We start from the raw sequence: 23,154 nt of genomic DNA on the forward strand, positions 1-23,154 counted from the left end.
TTATTTTAAAATTTTAATTTCTTTTTCTAATACTATCCCAGTTTTTTTTTCCACACTTGTCTTAACAAATTCAATCAATTTATTCATATCTTCAAAGCTAGCATTATTTTTATTTATAAAAAAATTACAGTGCTTATTTGAAATGTGAGCATCTCCAAAGCTGGTATCTAGTGCTACAGATTCTTTTATCAATTCCCAAACTTTTTTATCAGTTTGATCAATTGGATTCTTGAATGTACTGCCACTTGTTTTTAATTTTGTTGGTTGTGCATTATCTTTCTTTTCCTTTAATTCTGAGACTTCTTTTTCGATTTCTTCTTTATTTTTTCTTGATCCTTTAAACGATGCACTTAAAAAAATTAAGTTCTCTTTTAAATCATTACTTCGGTATTTGAACATAACTTTACTCGCTGGTATTGTTAAAACCTGTCCATTTTTATCAATTGCTTGGATTGATACTAGCAAATCTTTAAACTCTTTATTAAAACATCCAGCATTCATCCTTAGTCCACCACCTATAGTACCTGGTATACATGCTAAAAATTCAAATCCACCTATTCCATTATTCAGTGCAAAATCAGAAAGCTTTTTATCGAGACAGGCACTGCCTGCTATAATGACATCATTTGGTAATATGGAGATATTGGAAAAATTTTTTCCTAACTTGATAACAACACCATCAAATTTTTCATCACTTATAAGAGTATTCGAGCCCGCACCTAAAATATGTACTTTTTCTTTTTCTCCAAATTTTTTTAAAAACAAAATTAAGTCAGGCAAACTATCTGGTCTAAAATAAACTTTAGTTTGTCCACCAATATTAAACCAATTGCTTTTTTTTAAATCATAATCAAAGTAAATTTTACTATTAATTTCATTAGAAAATTTTCTTATTTCTTCAATGCTCATTAGATCAGTTCTGGTAATTGTCTCATCCATGCTGAAATTGTACCTGCACCCATACCAACAACTATCTTTTTACCAAAAATAGTATTTTTAACAAATTTTGCTAATTGATACTGATCCTCAACCATAAACAGTTTTACTTTTGAATTTTTAATAATATCTTTTGCAAAATTATTATATTTAAAGCCTAATTTTATTTTTTCTCCAGCTGTATATATAGGGCATAATATTACAATATCAGCTTTTTTAAATGATAAGCTAAATTCTTTTTTAAGATCTTTTAATCTGGAAATTCTGTGTGGTTGAAATATGCAAATCACTTCTTCCTTCTTATAAGCAGCTCTTATACCATTTAACACTTCTCTAATTTCAGTTGGATGATGGGCATAATCATCATAAAAATTAGTTTCTCTATGTGTAAAAATTTTATTAAATCTTCTTTGAACACCCTTAAATTCTTTTAATCCATTTTTGATAATATTTTGTGATATTCCAATTGTTAATGCCACAGCTACTGCTGCAGTAGAGTTTCTAATATTATGAATTCCTAATAATGGTAATTTAATTTTTCTTATAGTTAAATTCTTTTTTCCTGGCAAATTTATAGCAAGGTCATATTGAGAGTATTCTTTTTCTTGTTTTATATTTTTAATACAGAATTGTGATTTATGGTCAATTCCATATGTATAATAATTCTTCATTTTTAATTTACTTAATAAATTTTTATTATTTTTGTCATCTATACAAATAAAAGACTTCCCAAACGAAGGGACTTTATTAATAAATCTAATAAATAATTCTTTAAGATCTTTCATTGAATTATAAAAATCCATATGTTCACGATCAATATTTGTTACTATAGAATAAGTTGGTGGCACATGTATGAAGCTACCATCTGACTCATCAGCTTCTAATATACACCAATCACTTTTACCTAGTTTTGCAGAATTTTTTATTGCATTAAGTACACCACCATTAATAATTGTTGGGTCCAATTTTGTCTTTGAAAATATTGAGGCTAATAGAGACGTAGTTGTTGTTTTTCCATGTGAACCTGTAACAACTATATTTTTTGTTAAAGAGACTATATTTGCCAACATCTCTCCTCTTTTATAAATAGGTAATTGTTTTAGTTTGGCTTCAATTAATTCAGGGTTATTATTTTTAATAGCTGATGAAATGACAACAATTGTTGCTTTTGCTATATTTTTTTTAGTATGGCTAATTGTAATTTTGATCTTATCTTTTTTTAATCTTTCAATATTCTTATTTGCAAGAACGTCGCTTCCCTGAACATTAAACCCCATTCTTTTCATAATGAGTGCAAGGCCACTCATTCCAATACCCCCTATACCAACAAAATGTATAATTTCAGTTTTAGCTAATTCAATTTTCATTAATAACAGATATAATTTTCAGATTTATATTATTCCATGTGTTTTCATAGTTAAAATCTTTCATGTTCTTTTTTTTAGCAAGATATTCTTCTTTATTATCAATAATATTAATTAGTTTATCGAGTAATATTTTCTCATCTATTTCTTTTTGATTTAACAACCAATTAATCCCAAGTTTATTATAAAAATAAGCATTTTCAAATTGATGGTTATCTTTTGCAGTTGGCAAAGGTATTGCTAAATATGGAGTCTCTGTAAAATTTAACTCAGCTAATGTTGATGCGCCTGCTCTGGTAATACATAAATCTGTTTTTTGCATAAAATTTATAACATCATCATTAAAATTGAATAATTCACAATTAATATTGTTATTTTCATAAGTTTTTTTAAAACTTTCAAAGTTAATAGAACTAGTTTGTTGATAAATTTTTAGTTTATATTTTCTAGATAATTTAATAATTGTATTTTTAACTAAATCATCAAATATTTTAGCACCTTGACTGCCACCTATTATGAGTAAATTAATTGCATCTAAGGAGTTATTGTTATCTCTCTTATCATAAAATTTTTTTCTTAATAATGCTGGAATTAATTTAATCTTATTTCTAAATTTAATAGGAAATTTTTTGATATTATTAGAATAACAAAATATTTTTTGACAGTAACTTATAAAAAACTTGTTTGATCTACCTAAAACCATATTTGGTTCAAATAACAACAGCTTAATATCTAAAATTTTAGCACCTAGACATAGGGGAAGTGACATATATCCACCTGTCGAAATTAATATATTAATTTTATTTTTTCTTAAGAAAGAAACAGATTTGAAAATCAAAATTATCATTAGAAGAAAATCAAATGGCATTATTAGTAAATTTTTTGAAATTGGCCTCACATTAAATATCTTTAAATTATACTCATCTTTGTTTAAAAATTTGACACCCCTAAAGTCAGATGTCATAGAAACCTCAAAATTATCCTCTAGATGTTTATATATTATGGTTGCAGGTATAACATGGCCTCCTGATCCACCAGTGCTAATTAGTATTTTTTTATTCATCTAATCAATTTTTCTTTTTGTTAAATTTAAAATTATTCCAGATAATATAGAAACTCCTACAATTGAAGATCCCCCATAACTTAAAAATGGTAATGTCATTCCTGTTGTGGGAAATAGTCTTATATTCACCCCAAGATGTATTAATGCTTGAAAAATTATTAGGCTTATTGCTCCAGTTAGCACTAGTTTAATTTTATCACTTTTTTCTAAATAAATCTTTTTAAAAACAGAGTAAATAAAAAACAAAAACAAAATTAATAACAATATTATTGCAATAACACCAAACTCCTCAGAAATAACTGATACTATATAATCGGTATGAGCCTCTGGAACTCTTGTTTTTAATGTACCTTCTCCTATTCCTTTACCAAAAAAACCACCACTACTGATTGCTTCTATAGCCTTATCAGATTGAAAATTATAGGTTCCTCCATCAGGGTTAAAGAAAGAAAGAATACGACTTTTAATATAAATAAATTTTGGGATAAAAAAAACCACATATAACAGGGCTAAAATAGCAAAACTTATAAATAATAAAATCAATAGTAGGTTTATACCAGATATGAAAACTAATATTGCCCAAGATAAAAACACTAAAAGTGTTTGACCAATGTCAGGCTGCATTATTAATAGTAAACCGGTTGGTATAATGGCAATAATAGTCAATAAATACTTGATATAAATATTATAATTTTTTTCACTACATAAAATTGTTGCTACAAAAATAATTATGAATGGTTTTAGTAATTCAATTGGTTGAAATTGAGGAAGAAAAAAAAGATTTAGCCATCTTTTTGAACCTTTAACTTCAGTACCAAAAATTGGCACTAAAAATAAAAAAAATAAAGTAATAAAAAAAAGATAGATAGAGATTCTAAAAAGATTCTTTTCACTTAGCGAGGAGAAAAACACTAAAGTTAACAATCCAATGAAAATATAGCCCAAATGTTTAAAAAAGAAAAAATAATTATTTGTATCTAATTTATCAGAAGCAATTAATGAAGTTGAAACTAAAGAAAAAAATAAACCCAAACTAAATAAAAATATTATTAATAAAAAAATTGTTTTATCTATATTTTTCCACCAGTTATAATATATTGAATTAAGTGAACTAATATTTATCATTTTATATAATTTTTTATAAGTTTATTAAAATATTTACCTCTTTCTTCAAAGTTTTTAAAACTATCAAATGATGCGGAAGCTGGGCTAAAAAGAATTGTCTTGTTAATAAAATTATTTTTATTTTTAATATCTAAAAAAATCTTAGCGATTAAAGTCTTCAAATTTAAAAATGATTGAAACTCCATTTTATTTTTTAATTGATTAATAAAAAATTTTTGATTTTTACCAAAAATATATAACTTTATCTTTTTACAATCATCCTTTTTAAGTAAAAATTTATCTCCTTTTTTAGGTAAACCACCTATTATCCAGTAAATATTTTTTAATGATTTCAATAATTTTTCTGATGAAGAAAAACTTGTTGCTTTAGAATCGTTAATAACTTTTAAAAATTTAGAATTATGAATTATTTCTTGTCTATAACTTAATCCTTTAAAATTTTTTAATGTTTTTAATAATAGATCGCTTTTTAAATTTAATAGCTTTGAAACTCTGAGTACAAATGTCAAATTTTCTTTATTACCATCTGTATCAAAATAATGATTATCGATTTTTTTAATAAACTTATCACTTGTATATTTTTCTATTTTCAGAATTGATGGTGCAAATTTTTTTTGCCTTAATTCTTTTTTAATGTAAAAATTTTTTGTATTTAAAATTGCGATATCAATTTTAGATTGATTCTTTATTAATTTAAATTTAGCACTTACATATTTATTTATAGTCTTGTGTCTTTCGAGGTGATCTGGTGCAATGTTTAAGATTATAGATATATTTGTCTTAAATAACCTACTGTATTCTAGCTGATAAGATGAAGCCTCTATTACAAATAGAGTGTCTTTTTTGATCTTTTTTTCCAGTAAAATTGGATTACCTATATTGCCAACTAAACGAACATCTTTTTTTTGGTCTTTTAATATATCATATAAAAGCTTAGCAGTAGTTGATTTACCATTTGTACCAGTAATAGTTATTTTTTGATTAAGAGCATATCGACTATAAAAAATATCTAAATCTGTATAAATTTTTTTATGATTTTTTTTTAAAAATTTACTTAATTTACATTTATTAATGTCTATTCCTGGACTGATTATAATACAGTCAAATTCCTTTTTAATTATTTTTTTATATGTTGTGTGTGTATCTTTAATTTTTTTTTTAGTAATTATTCGATCATCAAATAAACTAATAACATTACTTTTTTTTAAAAAACTATAAGCAGATAGACCACTTTTACCTAGACCATAAATTAATATTCTTTTTTTAAAAAAGTTTTTTTCTAGATTTAACATTATCTAAGTTTTAATGTCGCTAATCCAATCATTGCTAAGATTATTGATATAATCCAAAATCTAATTACAACTGTTGATTCTGCCCAACCTTTTTTTTCAAAATGATGGTGTATAGGTGCCATTTTAAAAATTCTTTTTCCTGTTAATTTGAATGAAAATACTTGAATTATAACTGACACAGCTTCTAGTACAAACAAACCACCTGTTATTGCTAAAACAATCTCATGTTTTGTAATAATACCAATTGCCCCCAATGATCCACCTAATGCCAATGAGCCAGTGTCACCCATAAATATTTTAGCAGGAGGTGCATTAAACCATAAGAATCCTAAACAAGCACCTATGATTGATCCACAAAAAACTGAAACTTCTCCCATACCTTCAAGATAGGGAATGTTTAAATATTCTGAAAATACAATATTACCAGTTACGTAGCTAATAAATGCAAAACATGCTGCCACTAATATGACTGGCACTGTTGCTAAGCCATCTAAACCATCTGTTAAATTAACTGCATTAGATGATCCAACAATTATAAAAATAGAAAATGGAATAAAAAACCATCCAAGGTTAATAATTAAATTTTTAAAGAAAGGAAAATACAAGTTTGTAAGTTCAGTATTTTGAGATAACTGAGTTAAACCAAAAATTCCAACAAAGGCTATTAAAATTTGAGAAATAATCTTAAATTTAAATGATACACCAGATGAATTTTTAAACTTAATTTTTTTATAATCATCATATGCGCCTAATAGCCCAAACCCTGTAACAATAAATAACAAAAACCATATATGATAATTTGATAGATCGCCCCAAAGTAATATTCCTGAAAATAGTCCAAGTAAAATTAAAACACCCCCCATTGTTGGCGTTCCAATTTTCTTAATTATATGTTCGGTAGGACCATCATTTCTTATTGGGTTTAAGATTTTTCTTGCTGAAAAAAATTTAATAAAAGGAGTGCCTATTAATAGAACCACAAACATTGACGTAAACATTGCAAGCCCCGTTCTAAATGTTAAATACTTAAATACATTTAGAAAACTATATTGATCAATTAATTGAGTAATAAGACTATAAAGCATTAAACTTACCTGTTTTTAATTTGTTCACTAGATTGTTAAGTCCAGTAGAGTTTGAACCCTTAATCATTAAATAATCATTATTATTTAAATCATTTTTAATCAAATCAATTATTTTAGACTTATCTTTCAAAATGACACCTCTGCGGTGCTTATCAAGGTTTTTATAAGTGTGTAAAATATGTTTGCCCACTACATTAATATTTTTAAGAGAAGTTTTATTAATATCTTTACCAGCTTCTAGGTGTAACTTCTTTGAATAACTTCCTAATTCCAACATATCACCCAGTATTAATTTTTTTTTAGAGTTATCAATTTTTAATTCATCAAAATTTTTTATAGCGGACTTTAATGATAACGGATTAGAGTTATAACTTTCATCTACAATATTAATATTCTTTTCATTTAATTTAACTCTTGTTATATCTCCACGACCTTTTGCTATTTCATAATCAAAAAATATATTTTTATCTAATTTTTGTGTATCTTTAAAAATTGATATAATTGCAATTGCTGCTAATAAATTTTTTAAATTATTTTCAAAAATCGATCTTACATAAAAATAAGTTTGTATTTTATTAATATTTACAAATATTTTATATTTATATTTTTCTTTAGCTATCTTTTTTAAAAAAATATTTGCTGATTTATTTTTTAAACTAAATGTAAGAATGTTTATGTTTTTTTTATTAGCAATTTTTTTATGCATATCATAAAATTTGTCATCTTGATTTAAAACAAGATATCCATTTGTTTTTATATTGCTAATAATTTCTGACTTTGCTAAAGCTACTTGATGAATATTTTTAAAATTCTTAATATGTGCATAGGAAATATTTGTAATAACACCAACATCAGGTTTGATTATTTTTGATAAATAATCAATCTCACCCTTTTTATTCATTCCAATTTCAAAAATACCAAATTCATCTCTTTCTCTTAGATTAAATAAACTTAATGGTACCCCAAATTTATTATTAAAAGATTTTGGAGAATAAGTTACATTACTAATCTTACTTAAAGTTTTTCCTAACAATTCTTTAAGTGAGGTTTTTCCACAACTACCAGTTATAGATATAATTTTACTAGATAGATTTTCTCTTAGTTGTGCTGATGCATCCGTTAAAAGCTGCAACGTATCATTTACTATAATTTTTTTTTTAGATTTTGTTTGATTATTAGCTATTACTAATGATGCACCATTTTGAAAAGCTTCGTTAACATATAAGTTTCCATCTTTATTATTTCCTTTTATTGCAAAGAATATGTCATTTTTATTTATTTTTTTAGAATTAATTGATGCATTACTTGTTTTTATCTTAGGATTAATTTGAGGAGAGTTGCTAATCTCTTTTAAGATATTTATTTTAAGATTAGTTGAAAGAATTTTATTTTTTAATTTAATATTTTTTAGTATTTCTAATCTGTCAGAAAATTTATTTACAAACTTTCCATAATCTTGCGTCTGTTCATGACCTTTGCCTGCAATAACTAAAATATCACCAGTATTTAAATCAAATATAGCTTCTTGAATAGCTTTAGACCTGTTTGAAATCTCAAAAACTTTTGATTTATCAATGGTTTTTTTTATAGCTAATCTTATCTTTTTTGGATTTTCATCTCTTGGATTATCGTCAGTTAAATAAACTCTGTCACAATATTGATTGGCTATTTTTCCCATCATGGGTCTCTTGTCTTTATCTCTATTACCACCACATCCAAATACAATGAAAACTCTTTTATTTTCAAATTGTTCTTTCAAATTAGATAAACAAGTATTTAGTGCATCGGGTGTGTGGGCATAGTCTAAAATAACTTTTGATTTATTTTTTAAAGTTCCGATTTTTTCAAACCTACCACTTACTGATTTTACCCTTGAGGCTAATTTCATTATTTCATCAAATTTTAGATTACTTTTTTTAGCAGCAAGCATTGCCATAAATAAGTTTTTTAATTGAATTTTACCAATTAAGTCTGTTTGTAATTTATAATATTTTTCATTGTGTGTAATTTCAATTATTTGTTTATCACCCTTAAATTGATGAGAATAAATATCTATTCCATTATTACTTTTCGATAAAACCTGAAGATTAAATTTATTATTTAGTGATATTTTTTTTAAATTTTTGTATTCAGGAATCTTACTATCAGTAATGATGCTTCCTCTAGGTTTTAATAGCTTCTCAAATAGATACAATTTTGATTTAAGGTAATCATTAAATGTTTTATGATAATCTAAATGATCATGAGATAAATTTGTAAAAATTGCAGTACTAAATTTCAAGCCATCAAGTCTATTTTGCTTTAGTCCATGACTAGAAGCTTCCAATATAACATTGTCAATTCTTTGTTTTTTTAAGTCATTTAATATTTTGCTTAACTCAATTGGATCTAGTGTGGTATTAGAAGCTTTCTTTAAATTATTTTTTGTCCTAATTCCTAATGTTCCAATAGAAGCTACTTTTTTATTACTTAAGTTGAGTAGTTGAAAATAAAAATCTGCAATTGATGATTTTCCATTTGTTCCTGTTACAGCAATTAAATTTTTGGGTTTAATTTTTGTTATCTTATACGATAATTCTGATAGTATTTTTCTAACATTTTTTGACCTTAAAAATAATACTTTATTTTTTATGCCTTCAAATTTTTTCTCTGAAATAATTATTGTTGCACCTTTTTTAATAGCGTCATCAATAAATTTACTTCCATCAGACTTTGTTCCTTTAATTGAAAAAAAAATATAATCTTTTTTACAATCTGCACTGTTAAAACTCAGACCAGAAAAATAACGATTCCTAAATTCTTTTTTAGTATTTTTAAGAAAACCACCAATCAACATATGAATTTTAATTTTCTATATATTTTGTGGCTAGAATAGGACCAATTTTTTCTATGATTTTTCCTGCTACCTCAACAGATGTCCATCCTGCAGTATTAAATGGGGTTCCTTTATATGAGCCTTTTTTATTTTTATATTCATATACATAATCTGATGATGTTTTCGGCTCATCGAGCAGTACTATCAGCACATATTTAGGGTTAGAAGTGGGAAAAATGCCTGCAAATGTATTAACTTTTGCTCTAGAATAGCCGCCTACTATTGTTTTTTGAGCAGTTCCAGTTTTTCCACCAACTTCGTAACCTTCAATGTTTACAAGTCCCGCTGTACCTTCTTTAGTAGTTACAATTTTTCTAAGTATCGGGTTTATTTTCTCTGAAATACCAGCTTTGATTATTCTTTTTTTTTGATTATGATTTTTTAACTCATTTTTTATTAAGCTGGGCTCAACAGCAAAACCACCGTTTGAAATTATTGCATAAGCTTTTGCTAGCTGTAATGGAGTTGTAGTTATTCCATGCCCAAAAGACACGGTTGCAAGCTTACATTTTCCCCACTTAAATGGAATAGGTTCTCCAACCTCCTCTATGTCAAAATTTATTTTACTTAAGATTCCAATTTTTTCTAAAAAAGCTTTTAATTTAATAATTTCTAATTTTTGTCCAATTCTTACAGACCCTATGTTTCCAGACCTAATTAAAATTTGTTCTACAGTAAGATCGGATGGTATTTTGTTGTCATATTCAGATATGCTACTTTTTCCACATTGTAGTTTTTTTTCTAAATTTAAAAATTCTGTGTCAGTATCAATTAAGCCTTCCTCTAATCCAGCTGCTATTGTAAAAGTTTTAAATACCGAGCCCAACTCGTACACTCCTTTTGTTGCTCTATTAATAAAGTTGAGATCCACTATCTTCTCTCTTTTATTAAGATCAAAATCTGGATATGAAACCATAGATATAATTTCTCCATTATTAACATTCATCAAAATTGCTGTACTACCTTTGCTTCTAAATATAGATTGAAACTTTACTAATTCTTCTCTAATTAAAAATTGTATGTCAGTATCTACTGTTAATTTAAGTGGTTCGTTTGTTTGTTTTAATTTTTCATTAAAAGATTTTTCAAGTCCTGATATACCTTTATTGTCATCATCTATTTGACCAATAATATGACTAAAGAGATTTTTTTGAGGATAAATTCTAGTTAATTTTTCTTCTGATTTAATTGATTTATCTCCAAGTAACATAATATTTTCATAATTGTCAGAAGATATTTTTTTTTCGAAATAAAAGAATTTATTTTTTTCAAGCTTCTTAGTAATCTCTGCATAGTTTTTATCTGGGAATATTAACTGCAAATTAATTAATAGTTTTTTTTTGTCAATTACCTCAATAGGGTTAATACCAATATCTATCGACTTAACTGTTTTAACTAAATAATTTCCATTTCTATCAAGTATGTCTGCTCTATGGTTTTTATTTATAGTTAAGAATTCCTTGCTATCTTCTGCTTTTAACGAACCTAAATGAAGCAATTGTATTGAATAAATTACTGAAATCATTGAGAAAACAAAAAAAATAAAAGCTATTCTATTAAATTGTATATCTAAATTTGTTTTACTTTTTTTATACGAAAATTCATTTTCATATTCTTCTAGAATAATATTTTTTTTATTATTCATTGCTATTCTTGTTGATTAAGTCATTTATTTCTAAAGTTTCATTGATTTCGATGATTTCTTTAATATTCATAATTTCAATTTTAATTAAATCTTTTTCAAAATATTGTCTCTGATACTGAACTAATTTTTCAGGAGAGCTCAAATAATTAAACTCAAGCAGTACATCTTCAAGTTCTGATTTTAAAGGTCTTATGTTTTCTTTGATTACAAAAATTTGATCTTCTATTTCTTTTGTAGAATTTTTAACAAGTGATGTGATCAATATTAATACTAAAATAACAGCTACCACTAATTGTTTCATAGTTTTTTTGACAAATTTTCAATGTCAATTAAATGTTTAAATTTATCTAAGATATCTGTTTCAAAATCGAAAAAATCTTCTTTTTTAATTACATAACGTAACTTGGCTGATCTAGAGGGTGGATTTTCTCTAATTTCTTTATCACTTGGTACTATTGGTTTTTTTATAACAGATCTAAATAAATTTAATTTTTCTTCTGTTTTTGGCATATGTCTTGAGACACTTTTATTTTCAGATAAACTTTTAAAAAAGTATTTAACAATTTTATCTTCTAAAGAATGAAATGTTACAACTGCAATAACACCATCTTTTTTAACAACTTTAGCTGCATTAATTAATCCATAAATTAGTTCACTAATTTCTTTATTTACAAATATTCTTAATGCTTGGAAGATTTTAGTTGCACTATGTGTCTTATAATTTCTTTTTCTTTTCGAAGACTCTATAATTCTAACTAACTCTTCTGTTGTGATTTCTCTTTTGGATCTGTCTTCAACGATATTGTGTGCTATTCTTTTACTGTCTGCTTCATCACCAAAAAATTTAAATATCTTTGTAAGTTCTTTTTCATCTAATTGATTAATTGCTTCTTTTGCTGAAAAATCATTTATACCCATTTTCATATTAAGCTTACCTATACTATCAAATGAAAGACCTTTTTTTGGGTCTTTAATTTGATTTAATGAATATCCTAAATCAAAAATTACAGCTTTAATATTTTCATCCTTTAACTTTAGATTATTTAATTGACTAAATTTAATATTTTTAAATAACAGTCTATCTTCAAAACTATTTTGAAGTTCTTGAGCTTTTTTAGAACTCTCAGAATCTCTATCTAACGCAATTACTTTTGTTGCTGGGAAATTTAATATTTTTTTTGTGTATCCACCTTGACCGAACGTACAGTCAATAAATGTGCCACCATATTGAGGGGTAATAATACTAATTATTTCACTTAGCAATACCGGGTAATGATTTCTCACATCTGGTATTATGGTGGCTATCATTTATTTTTTTGAAGACCATTAATTTTTTTGTCTTCTTAAAAATGCTGGAATTTCTAGATCATCATCTTCTGAAGTATTTTCTAAAGTTTCGGTTGATAAAAATCCTTCTGTCTCTGAAGTTACACTATCCGAACTAAATAGATCTGGAGCGTCTTCACCTTCTACACCAAAGTTTTCAAGTCCATTAGAAACATGCTCTTCCTCTATTGGGCTATTTTCTTCAGTTTGTGCAGTTGTAAGTACTTCCTCTGAAAAAGATTGCTCATAATCATTTGATTGATTATTTTCAACAATACTTTCAATTTCTTGATTAGTAGCAGTTTGATCATTCATCATTTCTGATGATGCAGTGTTTGTAACTGGCTCTGCAATTATTTCATTTTCTAATTTTAATGCATTTGCTCCACGTGAAATGGGGCTAGTCATTGTAGGTGAAAAGTTAAACGATTGAGCAGAACTTGCACTGTTAAAATCTGAATAACCAGGATTTCTATTTTGTATTCTATGAACCATATTGATTACAGATTTACTTTCTGGTTGTTGCCCATCTAATGCTGTTGCAACAATTGATACTCTGATTTTTCCATCAAGGTCTCCAGATGTAATGGCTCCAATAATTACTTCAGCTTCTGGATCTACTTCAGCTCTTATCTTGTTAACAACTTCATCAACTTCAAAAAGTTTAAGATCCTTACCACCAGTAATATTTACTAATAATCCTTTTGCACCTTTTAACGTATAATCATCAATCAATGGGTTGCTAATTGCCATGTCGGCTGCTTTAGCTGCTCTACCTTCTCCTTCAGCCTCACCAGTTCCCATCATTGCTTTACCCATTGAAGCCATTACAGTTTCAACATCAGCAAAATCTAGATTAACTATACCAGGTCTAACCATTAGATCGGTTACACTTTGCACACCTTGCATTAAAACATTATTTGAAAGATTAAAAGACTCCTCAAATGTAGTTTGTTCATTCGCAACCTTAAATAGATTTTGATTTGGAATTACAATGATTGTATCCACATGTTTTCGTAATTCTTCTAGACCTTGTTGAGCTCTTCTCATTCTTGATGGTCCCTCATATAGGAAAGGAAGCGTTACAACACCTACTGTTAAAATATTTAATTCTTTAGCAGCTCTTGCAATAACGTGTGCAGCACCAGTTCCTGTTCCACCACCCATACCGGCAGTTATAAAAACCATGTTTGCACCCTGAAGTGTATTTACAATTTCATTCAAAGATTCATCTGCAGCTGCTTGACCAATGTCATGCTTCGCTCCAGCGCCTAAACCTTTTGTTAAACTTAGACCAATTTGAATTCTTGCTTTAGCTTTACTTAACTTTAAATCTTGGGCATCTGTATTTACCGCTATGAACTCTACTCCTTGAAGCCCATTATCAATCATTTCGTTAAGTGCATTTCCACCTGCTCCGCCAACTCCTACAACTAATAATCTTGGTTGTAATTCTTTTATTTCTGGTGATTTAAAGTTAATTGTCATTTTTATTTCCCCTCATTGTTATTAAAATGTTTTTCCCATTTAAGACTTGCACGATTTAGATTTGCTTTTTTTCTTGCATTGATCTTAAATTTTTCAAATGCTGCTGGTTCCCATATTTGGAATGTTTGACCCTGGCCAACAAACAACATGTTATATTTTATTTTTGCATGCTTTAATAATTTTGTTGATAATGAAATTCTACCTTCACTATCAAATTGTAAATTCATACTCTCAGATAAAATTGATGTTGCAAAATAATCTCTTTTTTCTCCAAATGGACTTAATGAGTCTATGCTTGCAGAAAGTTTTTCAATTCTATCTTGTGAACAAGCTTCTATAGACTGATTATTAAATGAGGGATAACAGATAACACCGTTATATCCTAAATTTGAAAGGTGAGATCTAAAACTAGCAGGCACAGATACCCTTCCTTTTTTGTCTATTTTGTTCTCGTAAGTAGATAAAAACATATTTTTTATATTTCATAAATTCCATATTTGGGAATATATGGGACAATATGGGTTTTTAATCATAGTGTCAATATGTTCGTTTTAGGCCAATTTGTGAATAATTGTGGATAAATTTTATGTATCTACATTAAATCTAAAATCAATTTTTAATTTTTAACTCAATGCAATTCTAGGATCAAAAATAAGAACAGAAATGATTCAATTATGAATCAAAAGGTGAACATTCATATATTTGGCAAATGTTTCTTGTGGATAAGTTTGCTAGACAAACTATAAGCCGGGTTCTGTCATTTAAACCTACCATTTCTCTAGACTTAAGATCACTCTTAAGCTCAAGCAACTAACCCTGATGACTAGCCAAAGACAGCTTTTAGTTTTGCAACAATATCATCTCTACTTAGTCTTGCTCCCAGTGGGGTTTTCCAGCGTTCATTGTTACCAATAGAACCGGTGCGCTCTTACCACACCTTTTCACCCTTGCCATGTTATGGCGGTATATTTTCTGTGGCACTATCCCTAGGGTTTCCCCCGCCAGGTATTATCTGGCACTGTGTCTTTGCGGAGCCCGGACTTTCCTCTTTAAAAAAATTAAAGCGATAAGTCGTTCATCTAGCAGATGCAATTTATTACTAAAATATAGAACTTCAAGAAAAATTTAGTTATGTATCTTAATAAGATTTTTACTAATAATTAGGCATTCTTGATCAATTTTACCATCAATTAACTCCTGCCTAAATCTTCTTTGAAAAGTTTTTGCTAATTGTCTTAAATATTTATTCTTACCTTTATCTTTTGGATAATTTTTTGAATATCCAACCTTAAACAGGTTATTGAAAAAAATATTTTCTTCTATTTTGCATGTTTTTAGTTTTCTGTTTTTTATCAAATCTTGCTTCTTTAACCTGTGCCATATCCCTATTTTATTTTTAGATAAATATTCCCAAGGAAACTTTTCTCCTGGGTCTTTTTTTCTTAGTGCTGCTATATCTGAGTGTCCCAAAAAATTCTTAGGGCTAATTTTGTATTTTTTTATTAAAAATCTACTTAACTTTAAAAGAGAAGCAATTTGTTTTTTTGTAAATTTTTTATAACCATGCTCATAACCTGGGTTTGTAATTTCAATTCCAATAGAATTTTGATTTAAATATTTGTAATTTTTCCATGAGGACTTTCCTGCGTGCCATGCAACGTATAAATCAGGTACCAATTTTATGATTTCTCCATTATTTTTAATTAAATAATGTGAGCTAACCTCAGATTGTATATCTGTCAGTCTTTTCAAAGCATCAGATTCGTTTTTCATTCCCGTATAATGAAAAATAATAAATTTGATTTGCTTAGAAAATCTTTTTTTATGACTAAAATTAGGTGAATAGTTTAATATTGTTTTTAATGCCATTTTTGTGTCATATTTGAAGCTAATTGCTGATTTACATTGATAATATATATATTATATAATCAAGCTAATGAAAAAAATTATAATAACTTCAATAATAAGCTTAATGTTAGCAACAAATGTAAGTGCCGGCACAGATGGTGAAAATAGCTTATCAAAAAAAAATTCTGGAGAAGTTAAGGATTGTTTTGAGGGTATAAATAGAGCAACATTTAAATTTAACCAAGTTCTTGATAATATTATTTTTGAACCTGTTGCAAAAGCTTATAGAGTTCTGCCCTCTCCAGTCAGAGCTGGAGCAGGTAACGCTCTAGACAATATCTCTACGCTTGCAACAATACCTAATAATATTCTCCAAGGAGAATTTAAAAAAGCTGGGGTTAATGCTGGTAGATTTATAGTTAATACAACAGTTGGGGTTATTGGGATATTTGACGTGGCTGAAGAAATTGGTTTTCAAGAATATGAAAAAGAAGATTATGGCCAAACACTTGGGGTAATGGGTGTTGGTCCAGGTTGCTATATCGTTTTACCTGTTTTGGGGCCATCGACTGTTAGAGATATTGCCGGATCATTTGGGAATCTAATTGGTGGAGACGCTTGGTATAATGTTACTGTAGCCAATAATACTCAACATTTTTCTGACTTTGATTATTACGCATCAAGAGCAAGTTCTGGAATAGATTTTAGAGCAAAAAATATAGACTCGTTCAATAATTTAGAAAAAAATTCTATGGATTTTTATGCTTCAGTTAAAAGCTTATATTTGCAAGATAGAGAACAAAAAATAGCTAACTCTAATGCAATAACTGAAACCCAAGACGATAGTGATTGGGAAGAAATAGAGACTAAATAAATTATAAAACTTGATGAAATTAAAAAAGTTTTTAATATTTGCCTTCATCATAATTAACTTTATTAATATTAATCAATCATATTCAATAGAGCCAGATGTGTTTGTTCAATCAACAGTGAACAGAGCATCAGAAGCCTTAAATAACAAATATTCAATAGAAGAAAAAATAGAAAAGCTAAAACAAATTGCAAGTGAAACAGTTGATATCAATGGTATTGGTTATTACACTTTGGGAGCTTATAGAAAAAATATAAGTGAGAATGAAATAAATCAATATGAAATGCTTTTTGAACAATACTTTCTAAAAAGTTTTTCTAGTCGACTGGCTGAATACTCAAATCCAGAGATTGAAGTTATATCTAAAAAAGAATTAAATGAAAATTATACAATGGTATCTAGTATTTTAGTCGGAACAGAACAAAGGCCTGAAGTTAAAATTGACTGGAGAATTTATACAAAAAACCCTGAAAACCCTTTAATCAGAGATTTAATTATTGAAGGCTTAAGTCTAGCAAGAACTCAAAAGGAAGAATTCTCTTCTATCATTCAGAGTAATGATGGGGATATCAATGCTCTTTTTTCTACTTTAAAAAAGTTTATTAAATAATCATCTATAAAAATAATTTTTGGTGGGCCCACCAGGACTCGAACCTGGGACCAATACATTATGAGTGTACTGCTCTAACCAACTGAGCTACAGGCCCTTGTTAATTCCAAGATGATATACAATGTTTAACTCCTACATTCCACACGAAATTAATGTTATTTGTTACTTTGAATTATAGTTTAAAACGTTAAGTAAATCAAAGATAATCCCATCTTCTCTTTCTACATACTGAGTCATTAGTGAGTTCAAATCTAAATTTGGGATTGGCTGTAAAAGTTTGATCTAGACATTTAGATTTTAAATTTTAAAAAATTTTCACCAAAAATATTAAGATTTATTTAACTTTTGTTTCTAAGTATTTACTTCGGAATGAATTGATAATATTCATAATTCGAAACAAAATAACTATATAAAATATCTTACATTTTAAATAAATACTTTTAATCAATAAATTTTCTTTATTGCTGTATACGTATTGAACTTTTGGACATTCACCAGTTGATAGGTAAGCTTCCCAATTTTGGTTTGACGGAACTGATACCCACTCTTTTAATCTTTTAACAACACTTATATCTTTTGTTTGAAAGAAAATTTTTTTTTTATAATTTTTTTTAGCAGCAATATCGTAATGAAAAATTTTATATTTTTTTCCAAGGGAAAAAACTTGGTAATGTTTATTGAAAATACCAGTCAACAATGCGTCAGAACCTGGAGTGGAGCTAAATCTAAAATCTAATTTTTCATTGATAAAATCTTTTAAAAAATTACTTTCGAATGCATAACAATCAGTAAAATCACCTTCCTTCCATGATTTTTTATCTGCTTCAATTGAAGCCTTATCCCACTCTTCCTCTAAAAAATTATGTCTTAAAGAAAGAAAAATTTTTCTAGATTTTTTTTGATGACTTGGTGATTTATGAGAAGGACTTTTTTTAAAAAAGGTTTCTACATTTTTCCAATCTAAGGAATTTTCTAAAAAAATATCTAAATTAATAAAAATACCAATATATGTTGGTTCTAAATTATTACTACAATAATTAACAATATCTGAAAATCTAAGTCTCGAAGGAATATGGATGAAATTTAATTTATGGCTATTATGTAAACTTAACAAATCTTCCTCTGGACTCTGATTTAATTTTGCATTTCTCTCATCATTACTTATGAAAACATTTATTTTTTCAATAAAATCAAGATCAAGATTTGTTTGAATACAATACAAAATTTCTTTACGGCGCTCTGGGTCATTATCTTGATAATAATTACAGAAGATCTGTTTGTTCATTTTAAAAGGTACTTTAATAATTAAATTTATTTTTAAAGTTTATTTATTTTTTATACAATAATACTCTAAAATCAATTTCCTTTGTGTCAATTTTTTTTTTTTACTTGTAAATGAATGTTCAGTTATGGTGGGAACTGATGGTTATGCTCCATCTACCCCTGCAATGTCAATGCAGTACTCTACTATTGAGCTAAGCTCCCTTTGAAATTTTAACTCTCTAAAAAACTTTTTAATTGTTTGGATCTACTTGGGTGTTTTAGTTTTCTTAGAGCTTTTGCCTCTATTTGTCTAATACGCTCTCTAGTTACCGAAAACTGAAGTCCTACTTCTTCAAGAGTATGGTCTGTATTCATTCCAACACCAAATCTCATTCTAAGAACTCTCTCTTCTCTTGGCGTTAAAGTTGATAAAATTTTAGTCGTAGCTTCACTCAAATTTGACTTAATAGCTTGTTCTAAGGGTGCTAATGCTTTTGTATCTTCAATAAAATCACCTAAACTACTATCCTCTTCATCTCCCACTGGTTTTTCAAGGGATACAGGTTCTTTTGATATTTTTAAAACTTTTCTAACTTTGTCTAAAGGCATTCTTAATTTTTGTGCTAATTCTTCAGGTGTAGCCTCTCTACCAAATTCACTTAAAATTAATCTTTGAGTTCTTACAATTTTATTAATAGTTTCAATCATGTGAACTGGAATTCTTATTGTACGAGCTTGGTCAGCAATTGATCTTGTAATTGCTTGTCTGATCCACCACGTAGCATATGTTGAAAACTTATAACCTCTTCTATATTCAAATTTATCTACAGCTTTCATAAGACCAATGTTTCCTTCTTGAATAAGATCTAAAAATTGAAGTCCTCTATTTGTATATTTTTTTGCAATTGAAATTACTAATCTTAAGTTTGCTTCAACCATTTCTTTTTTTGCAATTCTAGATTCCTTTTCACCTTTTTGAACTCTACTAACTAGTTTTTTATAATCTGTGACTGAAATTCCAAGTTTATGACTAATCTCAATTAACCTTTCTCTTATATTTTTAAATTCTTCTTTATTTTTAGAGAAAAACTGTTTCCAAATTGGGTTAGTATCCAGAAACTTTTTAAGATTTGGATTAATTTCGTTACCAATATAAAACTTAATAAATTCATTTCTTGGGATTTTTTGATCCATTGCTAACCTCAGAAGGTTTCCTTCTAGTGAAACAATTTTTTTATTTTCTACATAGTGTTTTTGAACCAACACTTCTAATACAGAAGGCGACAACTGTAATGATTTAATATTTTCTAAAATTTCACTTACAATTTTTTCATGTCCTTTTTCTTTAGCAGTTGAGAAACTTACTGCATTCAAAATACAATGAAGTTTTTCTTTTTGATATTTGATTAATTTTGCATATTCTTTTGTTAAAGTATTTACAGTTTTTAAAACTTTTGGTTTTATTTCAGTTTCCATTGCAGCTAGCGTTGGATTGAATTCATCATCGTCTCCATTGCTTTCATCATTTTTATCTGTTTCTCCAGAATTTCTTTGTTTGGCACTTGGACCAGTATTTTCGTCTTCCATGTAATTAGTATCGATATCAATAATCTCTCTAACTAAAATTTCATCATTTTGAAGTTTTTCATCCCACTCAACAAATTGTTGCGCTGTAATTGGGCTTTGCGATAATGCGATAAGCATTACATTTTTTCCTGCTTCAATTCTTTTGGCAATTGCAATTTCACCTTCACGAGATAAAAGTTCTACTCCACCCATCTCTCTTAAATACATTCTTATAGGATCATCACTTTTCTCAATCGTTTTTCCTGTTTCTTTAGATAAATTTTCTTTTTTTCTTAAAACTTTGAAATCAGATTTTTTCTCTACTAGTGCTACATTCTCATCAAGAATATGTAAGAAAGCTTGTTCTAAATTCTCGTCTGAAAGATTCCTTTTACCTAATGATTTATTTAATTCATCAAAAGTTATAAATCCTCTATGAGTCCCACGACCCATAAGTCTAGCAAATGATTTTGTAATTATTCTTTCCACAATAGTATATTTGAGATGACTTATATAAGCGCAATTTGAAAAAAATCCATGTATTTTTTGAAGGGTTTAATTGATGTTTTTTTGTTTTTTTAGCTCTCTTATTTCATTGAAAGTGCTTTCGCTTAAATCTTTCGAGAACTTTGATTCAAGCTCTTCAATCCTAAACTCTAAATCGTAGTTTTTAAGGTCTCTAGAGACCTCTTCTAATAATTCAAACATTTTATTCTGATCATTTTGATGATTATTAAGAATATGTTTTATCGAAGAAAATTTAAAAATTTTTTCAGTTAATTGAGGATCGATAGGAATTTGATCTAAGGTAAGTTTTTCTCCACTCTTTAGTTTGTTTATCAGAGTTTCAAGAATTAATTTATTTTCTTCGCTAAATAGATTTATATTTTCAATCATGTGAATATTTTCTTGAAATAAATCTAAGTTATTCATTATCAAATAAAGCAATGAAAACTCTTTAAGCTCCACACCACTCAATAATTTGCTTTCGTTAAAGTGTTTTTGAGTAGACTGTAATGATTTTATCTTTTTAGTATAAAATTGTTTTTTTCCTACATTACTATGTGGAGTTAAAGATGAAATTTTCTCCAAGAAAAACTCTAATACATATTTTTTTATAAAATCATCTTTTATAGTTGCAGCAATAGCTCTTAACTTTTTTTCAAAAATAGCCATTGATGAAGGATTGTTGTCAGTTTGTTGTTTATAATGATTAAATATAAACTGATGAATTGAGATTTTTGCTTGTTTAGTAAAGTCAACAAAGTTTGCTTTACCATTTTTATTTGCATAACTGTCAGGATCTTCGCCGTCTGGTAAAAAAAGAAACGAAATTTGTTTTTCTGGTTGTAGTTCTTTAATTGAATTTTCTGCTGCTCTGAGCGCTGCTTTGTATCCGCTCTCATCACCATCAAAACAGATAACTATATCTTCAAAGAATTGGTTGAGCATTAAAATTTGTCTATCCGTTAAAGAAGTTCCAAGATTTGCTACAACATTCTCAATTCCATTTTTACTTAAACCAACTACATCCATATATCCTTCAACTAAATATACATGATCTATTTTATTAGATAATCTCCTAGCTAAATCTAAATTATATAAATTGGAACCTTTTTTAAAAAAAAGTGTTTCAGGGGAATTAATATATTTTGCTGAATAACTATTTTCTTGGATAGTTCTTCCTCCCAATCCAATAGGTTGGCCTGAAATATTATTAATCGGAAATATTATTCTATCTCTAAATCTTTCAACATATTTATTCTTGTTTTCATCTAAATAAAAAAGACCACTTTCAACTAAAACTTTCTCACTAAATTCATCTTTTAACTTTTCATAAAAATTAGAGTTTCTTTCAACAAATCCAATCTTAAAATTTTTTACTTCATCTCTACTAAGGTTCCTTTTCTTTAAATAATCTCTCGCAATAGTTAAGTTTTCATTTTTTAAAATTTCATCGTGATAAAATTGAATATATTGATTATAGATTGAGCAATACTCTTGCCAATTTTTTTCACGTTCTTCATCTTGTTTTGAAAATGTGTAAGGTCTCATACCTGCAAGATTTGCTAGCGATTTTACCGCTTCTCCAAATTTCAAATTTTGAGTTTTCATTACAAAATCAAAAATATTTCCGTGCTCTGATGTTGCAAAACAATGATAAAATTCTTTTTCATCATTAACTGTAAATGAAGGTGTTTTTTCAGTTTTAAAGGGTGATAAGCCCACAAATTCTTTGCCTCTTTTTTTTAGACTGACAGATTTTGATACAACTGTCGAAACCTTTAAACGAGTTTTAATTTCGTCTAAATACTCTTTTGGGTATTTCATTATTTATTCAATAGTTCTTTAAGTAAGGGTCCAGCTTTAGCAAAGTCTAGATTGTCAGGATATGACTTTTTCAATTCACTCATCACTTTACCCATGTCTTTAATTGATGCAGCACCCAATTTACCTATTGTATCAATGCATATCTTTTTAGTTTCTTCATCGTTTAGCTGCTGTGGTAAAAAACTAGATAAAAGATCAAATTCATTTTGCTCAACTTCTAACAAATCCATTCTGTCATTTTTTTTATAGATATCTATTGATTCGGTTCTTTGCTTGATCATTTTCTTTAAAAGTTTTTTAATATCCTCATCGTCTGTTTCTTTTATGTTGGCGCCAGATCGATTGATAATATCAATATCTTTTATTCCAGACAAAATTAACCTGTAGGTTGAGATTTCAACCTTATTTTTTGATTTTAGAGAATTTTTATAGTTAGCTTCAATTTTTTCTTTCAATGTCATAATAT

19 protein-coding genes, 2 tRNA genes and 1 other RNA gene are annotated in these 23,154 nt (G+C 27.5%); 2 read left to right on the forward strand and 20 right to left on the reverse strand.

From position 1 onward, the window contains the following. The 14 genes from murB to ABXT53_RS05585 form a co-directional block, all read right to left on the reverse strand. A complete protein-coding gene (murB, locus tag ABXT53_RS05520; protein WP_415290161.1) occupies positions 1–909 on the reverse strand; it encodes a UDP-N-acetylmuramate dehydrogenase in 909 nt (302 codons plus the stop codon). Beyond that, positions 909–2,303 carry a UDP-N-acetylmuramate--L-alanine ligase gene (murC, locus tag ABXT53_RS05525; RefSeq protein WP_415290162.1) on the reverse strand — a complete coding sequence of 465 codons (1,395 nt, stop codon included), beginning with the start codon at positions 2,301–2,303 and terminating at the stop codon, positions 909–911. The genes murB and murC overlap by 1 nt, the downstream gene beginning before the upstream one ends. Further along, entirely contained in the window at positions 2,293–3,363 is a 1,071-nt protein-coding gene (locus ABXT53_RS05530; protein WP_415290163.1) for a UDP-N-acetylglucosamine--N-acetylmuramyl-(pentapeptide) pyrophosphoryl-undecaprenol N-acetylglucosamine transferase, read from the reverse strand. Before ABXT53_RS05530 ends, murC begins: the two co-directional genes overlap by 11 nt. Then, complete coding sequence (locus ABXT53_RS05535; protein WP_415290164.1) at positions 3,364–4,488, reverse strand: FtsW/RodA/SpoVE family cell cycle protein; 1,125 nt, start codon at positions 4,486–4,488, stop codon at positions 3,364–3,366. It lies immediately after the preceding gene. Then, on the reverse strand, positions 4,485–5,780 hold the full coding sequence (murD, locus tag ABXT53_RS05540; RefSeq protein ID WP_415290166.1) for a UDP-N-acetylmuramoyl-L-alanine--D-glutamate ligase: 1,296 nt from the start codon (positions 5,778–5,780) through the stop codon (positions 4,485–4,487). The genes ABXT53_RS05535 and murD overlap by 4 nt, the downstream gene beginning before the upstream one ends. Further along, positions 5,780–6,865: a phospho-N-acetylmuramoyl-pentapeptide-transferase gene (gene mraY / locus ABXT53_RS05545; protein ID WP_415290167.1), complete on the reverse strand. Its 1,086-nt coding sequence runs from the start codon at positions 6,863–6,865 to the stop codon at positions 5,780–5,782. The genes murD and mraY overlap by 1 nt, the downstream gene beginning before the upstream one ends. Next, complete coding sequence (gene murF / locus ABXT53_RS05550; protein ID WP_415290168.1) at positions 6,855–9,701, reverse strand: bifunctional UDP-N-acetylmuramoyl-L-alanyl-D-glutamate--2,6-diaminopimelate ligase MurE/UDP-N-acetylmuramoyl-tripeptide--D-alanyl-D-alanine ligase MurF; 2,847 nt, start codon at positions 9,699–9,701, stop codon at positions 6,855–6,857. The genes mraY and murF overlap by 11 nt, the downstream gene beginning before the upstream one ends. A gap of 7 nt (positions 9,702–9,708) precedes the next feature. Next, positions 9,709–11,391: a peptidoglycan D,D-transpeptidase FtsI family protein gene (locus tag ABXT53_RS05555; RefSeq protein WP_415291311.1), complete on the reverse strand. Its 1,683-nt coding sequence runs from the start codon at positions 11,389–11,391 to the stop codon at positions 9,709–9,711. Then, a complete protein-coding gene (locus ABXT53_RS05560) occupies positions 11,378–11,686 on the reverse strand; it encodes a cell division protein FtsL (protein WP_415290169.1) in 309 nt (102 codons plus the stop codon). Before ABXT53_RS05560 ends, ABXT53_RS05555 begins: the two co-directional genes overlap by 14 nt. Next, entirely contained in the window at positions 11,683–12,693 is a 1,011-nt protein-coding gene (rsmH, locus tag ABXT53_RS05565; protein WP_415290170.1) for a 16S rRNA (cytosine(1402)-N(4))-methyltransferase RsmH, read from the reverse strand. The genes ABXT53_RS05560 and rsmH overlap by 4 nt, the downstream gene beginning before the upstream one ends. Before the next feature lie 18 nt (positions 12,694–12,711). Beyond that, complete coding sequence (ftsZ, locus tag ABXT53_RS05570; RefSeq protein ID WP_415290171.1) at positions 12,712–14,199, reverse strand: cell division protein FtsZ; 1,488 nt, start codon at positions 14,197–14,199, stop codon at positions 12,712–12,714. Between the two features lie 2 nt (positions 14,200–14,201). Continuing rightward, the gene (gene mraZ / locus ABXT53_RS05575; protein ID WP_415290172.1) at positions 14,202–14,669 is read right to left on the reverse strand and encodes a division/cell wall cluster transcriptional repressor MraZ; all 468 of its coding nucleotides are present in this window, start codon (positions 14,667–14,669) and stop codon (positions 14,202–14,204) included. Positions 14,670–14,926: 257 nt separating this feature from the next. Continuing rightward, positions 14,927–15,282: RNase P RNA component class A (gene rnpB, locus ABXT53_RS05580), an RNA gene on the reverse strand. Positions 15,283–15,324: 42 nt separating this feature from the next. Then, complete coding sequence (locus tag ABXT53_RS05585) at positions 15,325–16,068, reverse strand: N-acetylmuramoyl-L-alanine amidase (RefSeq protein ID WP_415290173.1); 744 nt, start codon at positions 16,066–16,068, stop codon at positions 15,325–15,327. 67 nt (positions 16,069–16,135) lie between these two features. Here ABXT53_RS05585 and ABXT53_RS05590 point away from each other — a divergent pair, with 67 nt between their 5' ends. Together ABXT53_RS05590 and ABXT53_RS05595 are read left to right on the forward strand one after the other, a co-directional pair. Next, positions 16,136–16,921: a VacJ family lipoprotein gene (locus tag ABXT53_RS05590; protein WP_415290174.1), complete on the forward strand. Its 786-nt coding sequence runs from the start codon at positions 16,136–16,138 to the stop codon at positions 16,919–16,921. 13 nt (positions 16,922–16,934) lie between these two features. Beyond that, complete coding sequence (locus ABXT53_RS05595; protein ID WP_415290175.1) at positions 16,935–17,528, forward strand: ABC transporter substrate-binding protein; 594 nt, start codon at positions 16,935–16,937, stop codon at positions 17,526–17,528. A gap of 20 nt (positions 17,529–17,548) precedes the next feature. Here the strand turns inward: ABXT53_RS05595 and ABXT53_RS05600 are convergent. From ABXT53_RS05600 to ABXT53_RS05625, 6 genes are all read right to left on the reverse strand, one after another. After that, positions 17,549–17,625 (reverse strand) — tRNA-Ile (locus tag ABXT53_RS05600). Between the two features lie 237 nt (positions 17,626–17,862). Then, positions 17,863–18,813, reverse strand: coding sequence for a hypothetical protein (locus ABXT53_RS05605; RefSeq protein WP_415290177.1), 951 nt, complete (start codon positions 18,811–18,813; stop codon positions 17,863–17,865). Positions 18,814–18,938: 125 nt separating this feature from the next. Continuing rightward, positions 18,939–19,013: transfer RNA gene (locus ABXT53_RS05610), tRNA-Val, on the reverse strand. A gap of 9 nt (positions 19,014–19,022) precedes the next feature. Continuing rightward, positions 19,023–20,846, reverse strand: coding sequence for an RNA polymerase sigma factor RpoD (gene rpoD / locus ABXT53_RS05615; protein WP_415290178.1), 1,824 nt, complete (start codon positions 20,844–20,846; stop codon positions 19,023–19,025). A gap of 66 nt (positions 20,847–20,912) precedes the next feature. Further along, on the reverse strand, positions 20,913–22,688 hold the full coding sequence (gene dnaG, locus ABXT53_RS05620) for a DNA primase (RefSeq protein WP_415290180.1): 1,776 nt from the start codon (positions 22,686–22,688) through the stop codon (positions 20,913–20,915). Next, positions 22,688–23,149, reverse strand: coding sequence for a GatB/YqeY domain-containing protein (locus tag ABXT53_RS05625; protein ID WP_415290181.1), 462 nt, complete (start codon positions 23,147–23,149; stop codon positions 22,688–22,690). The genes dnaG and ABXT53_RS05625 overlap by 1 nt, the downstream gene beginning before the upstream one ends. Between the last annotated feature and the right edge of the window lie 5 nt (positions 23,150–23,154).

Source organism: Candidatus Pelagibacter sp. Uisw_136, from assembly GCF_047720275.1.
Classification (GTDB): domain Bacteria; phylum Pseudomonadota; class Alphaproteobacteria; order Pelagibacterales; family Pelagibacteraceae; genus Pelagibacter.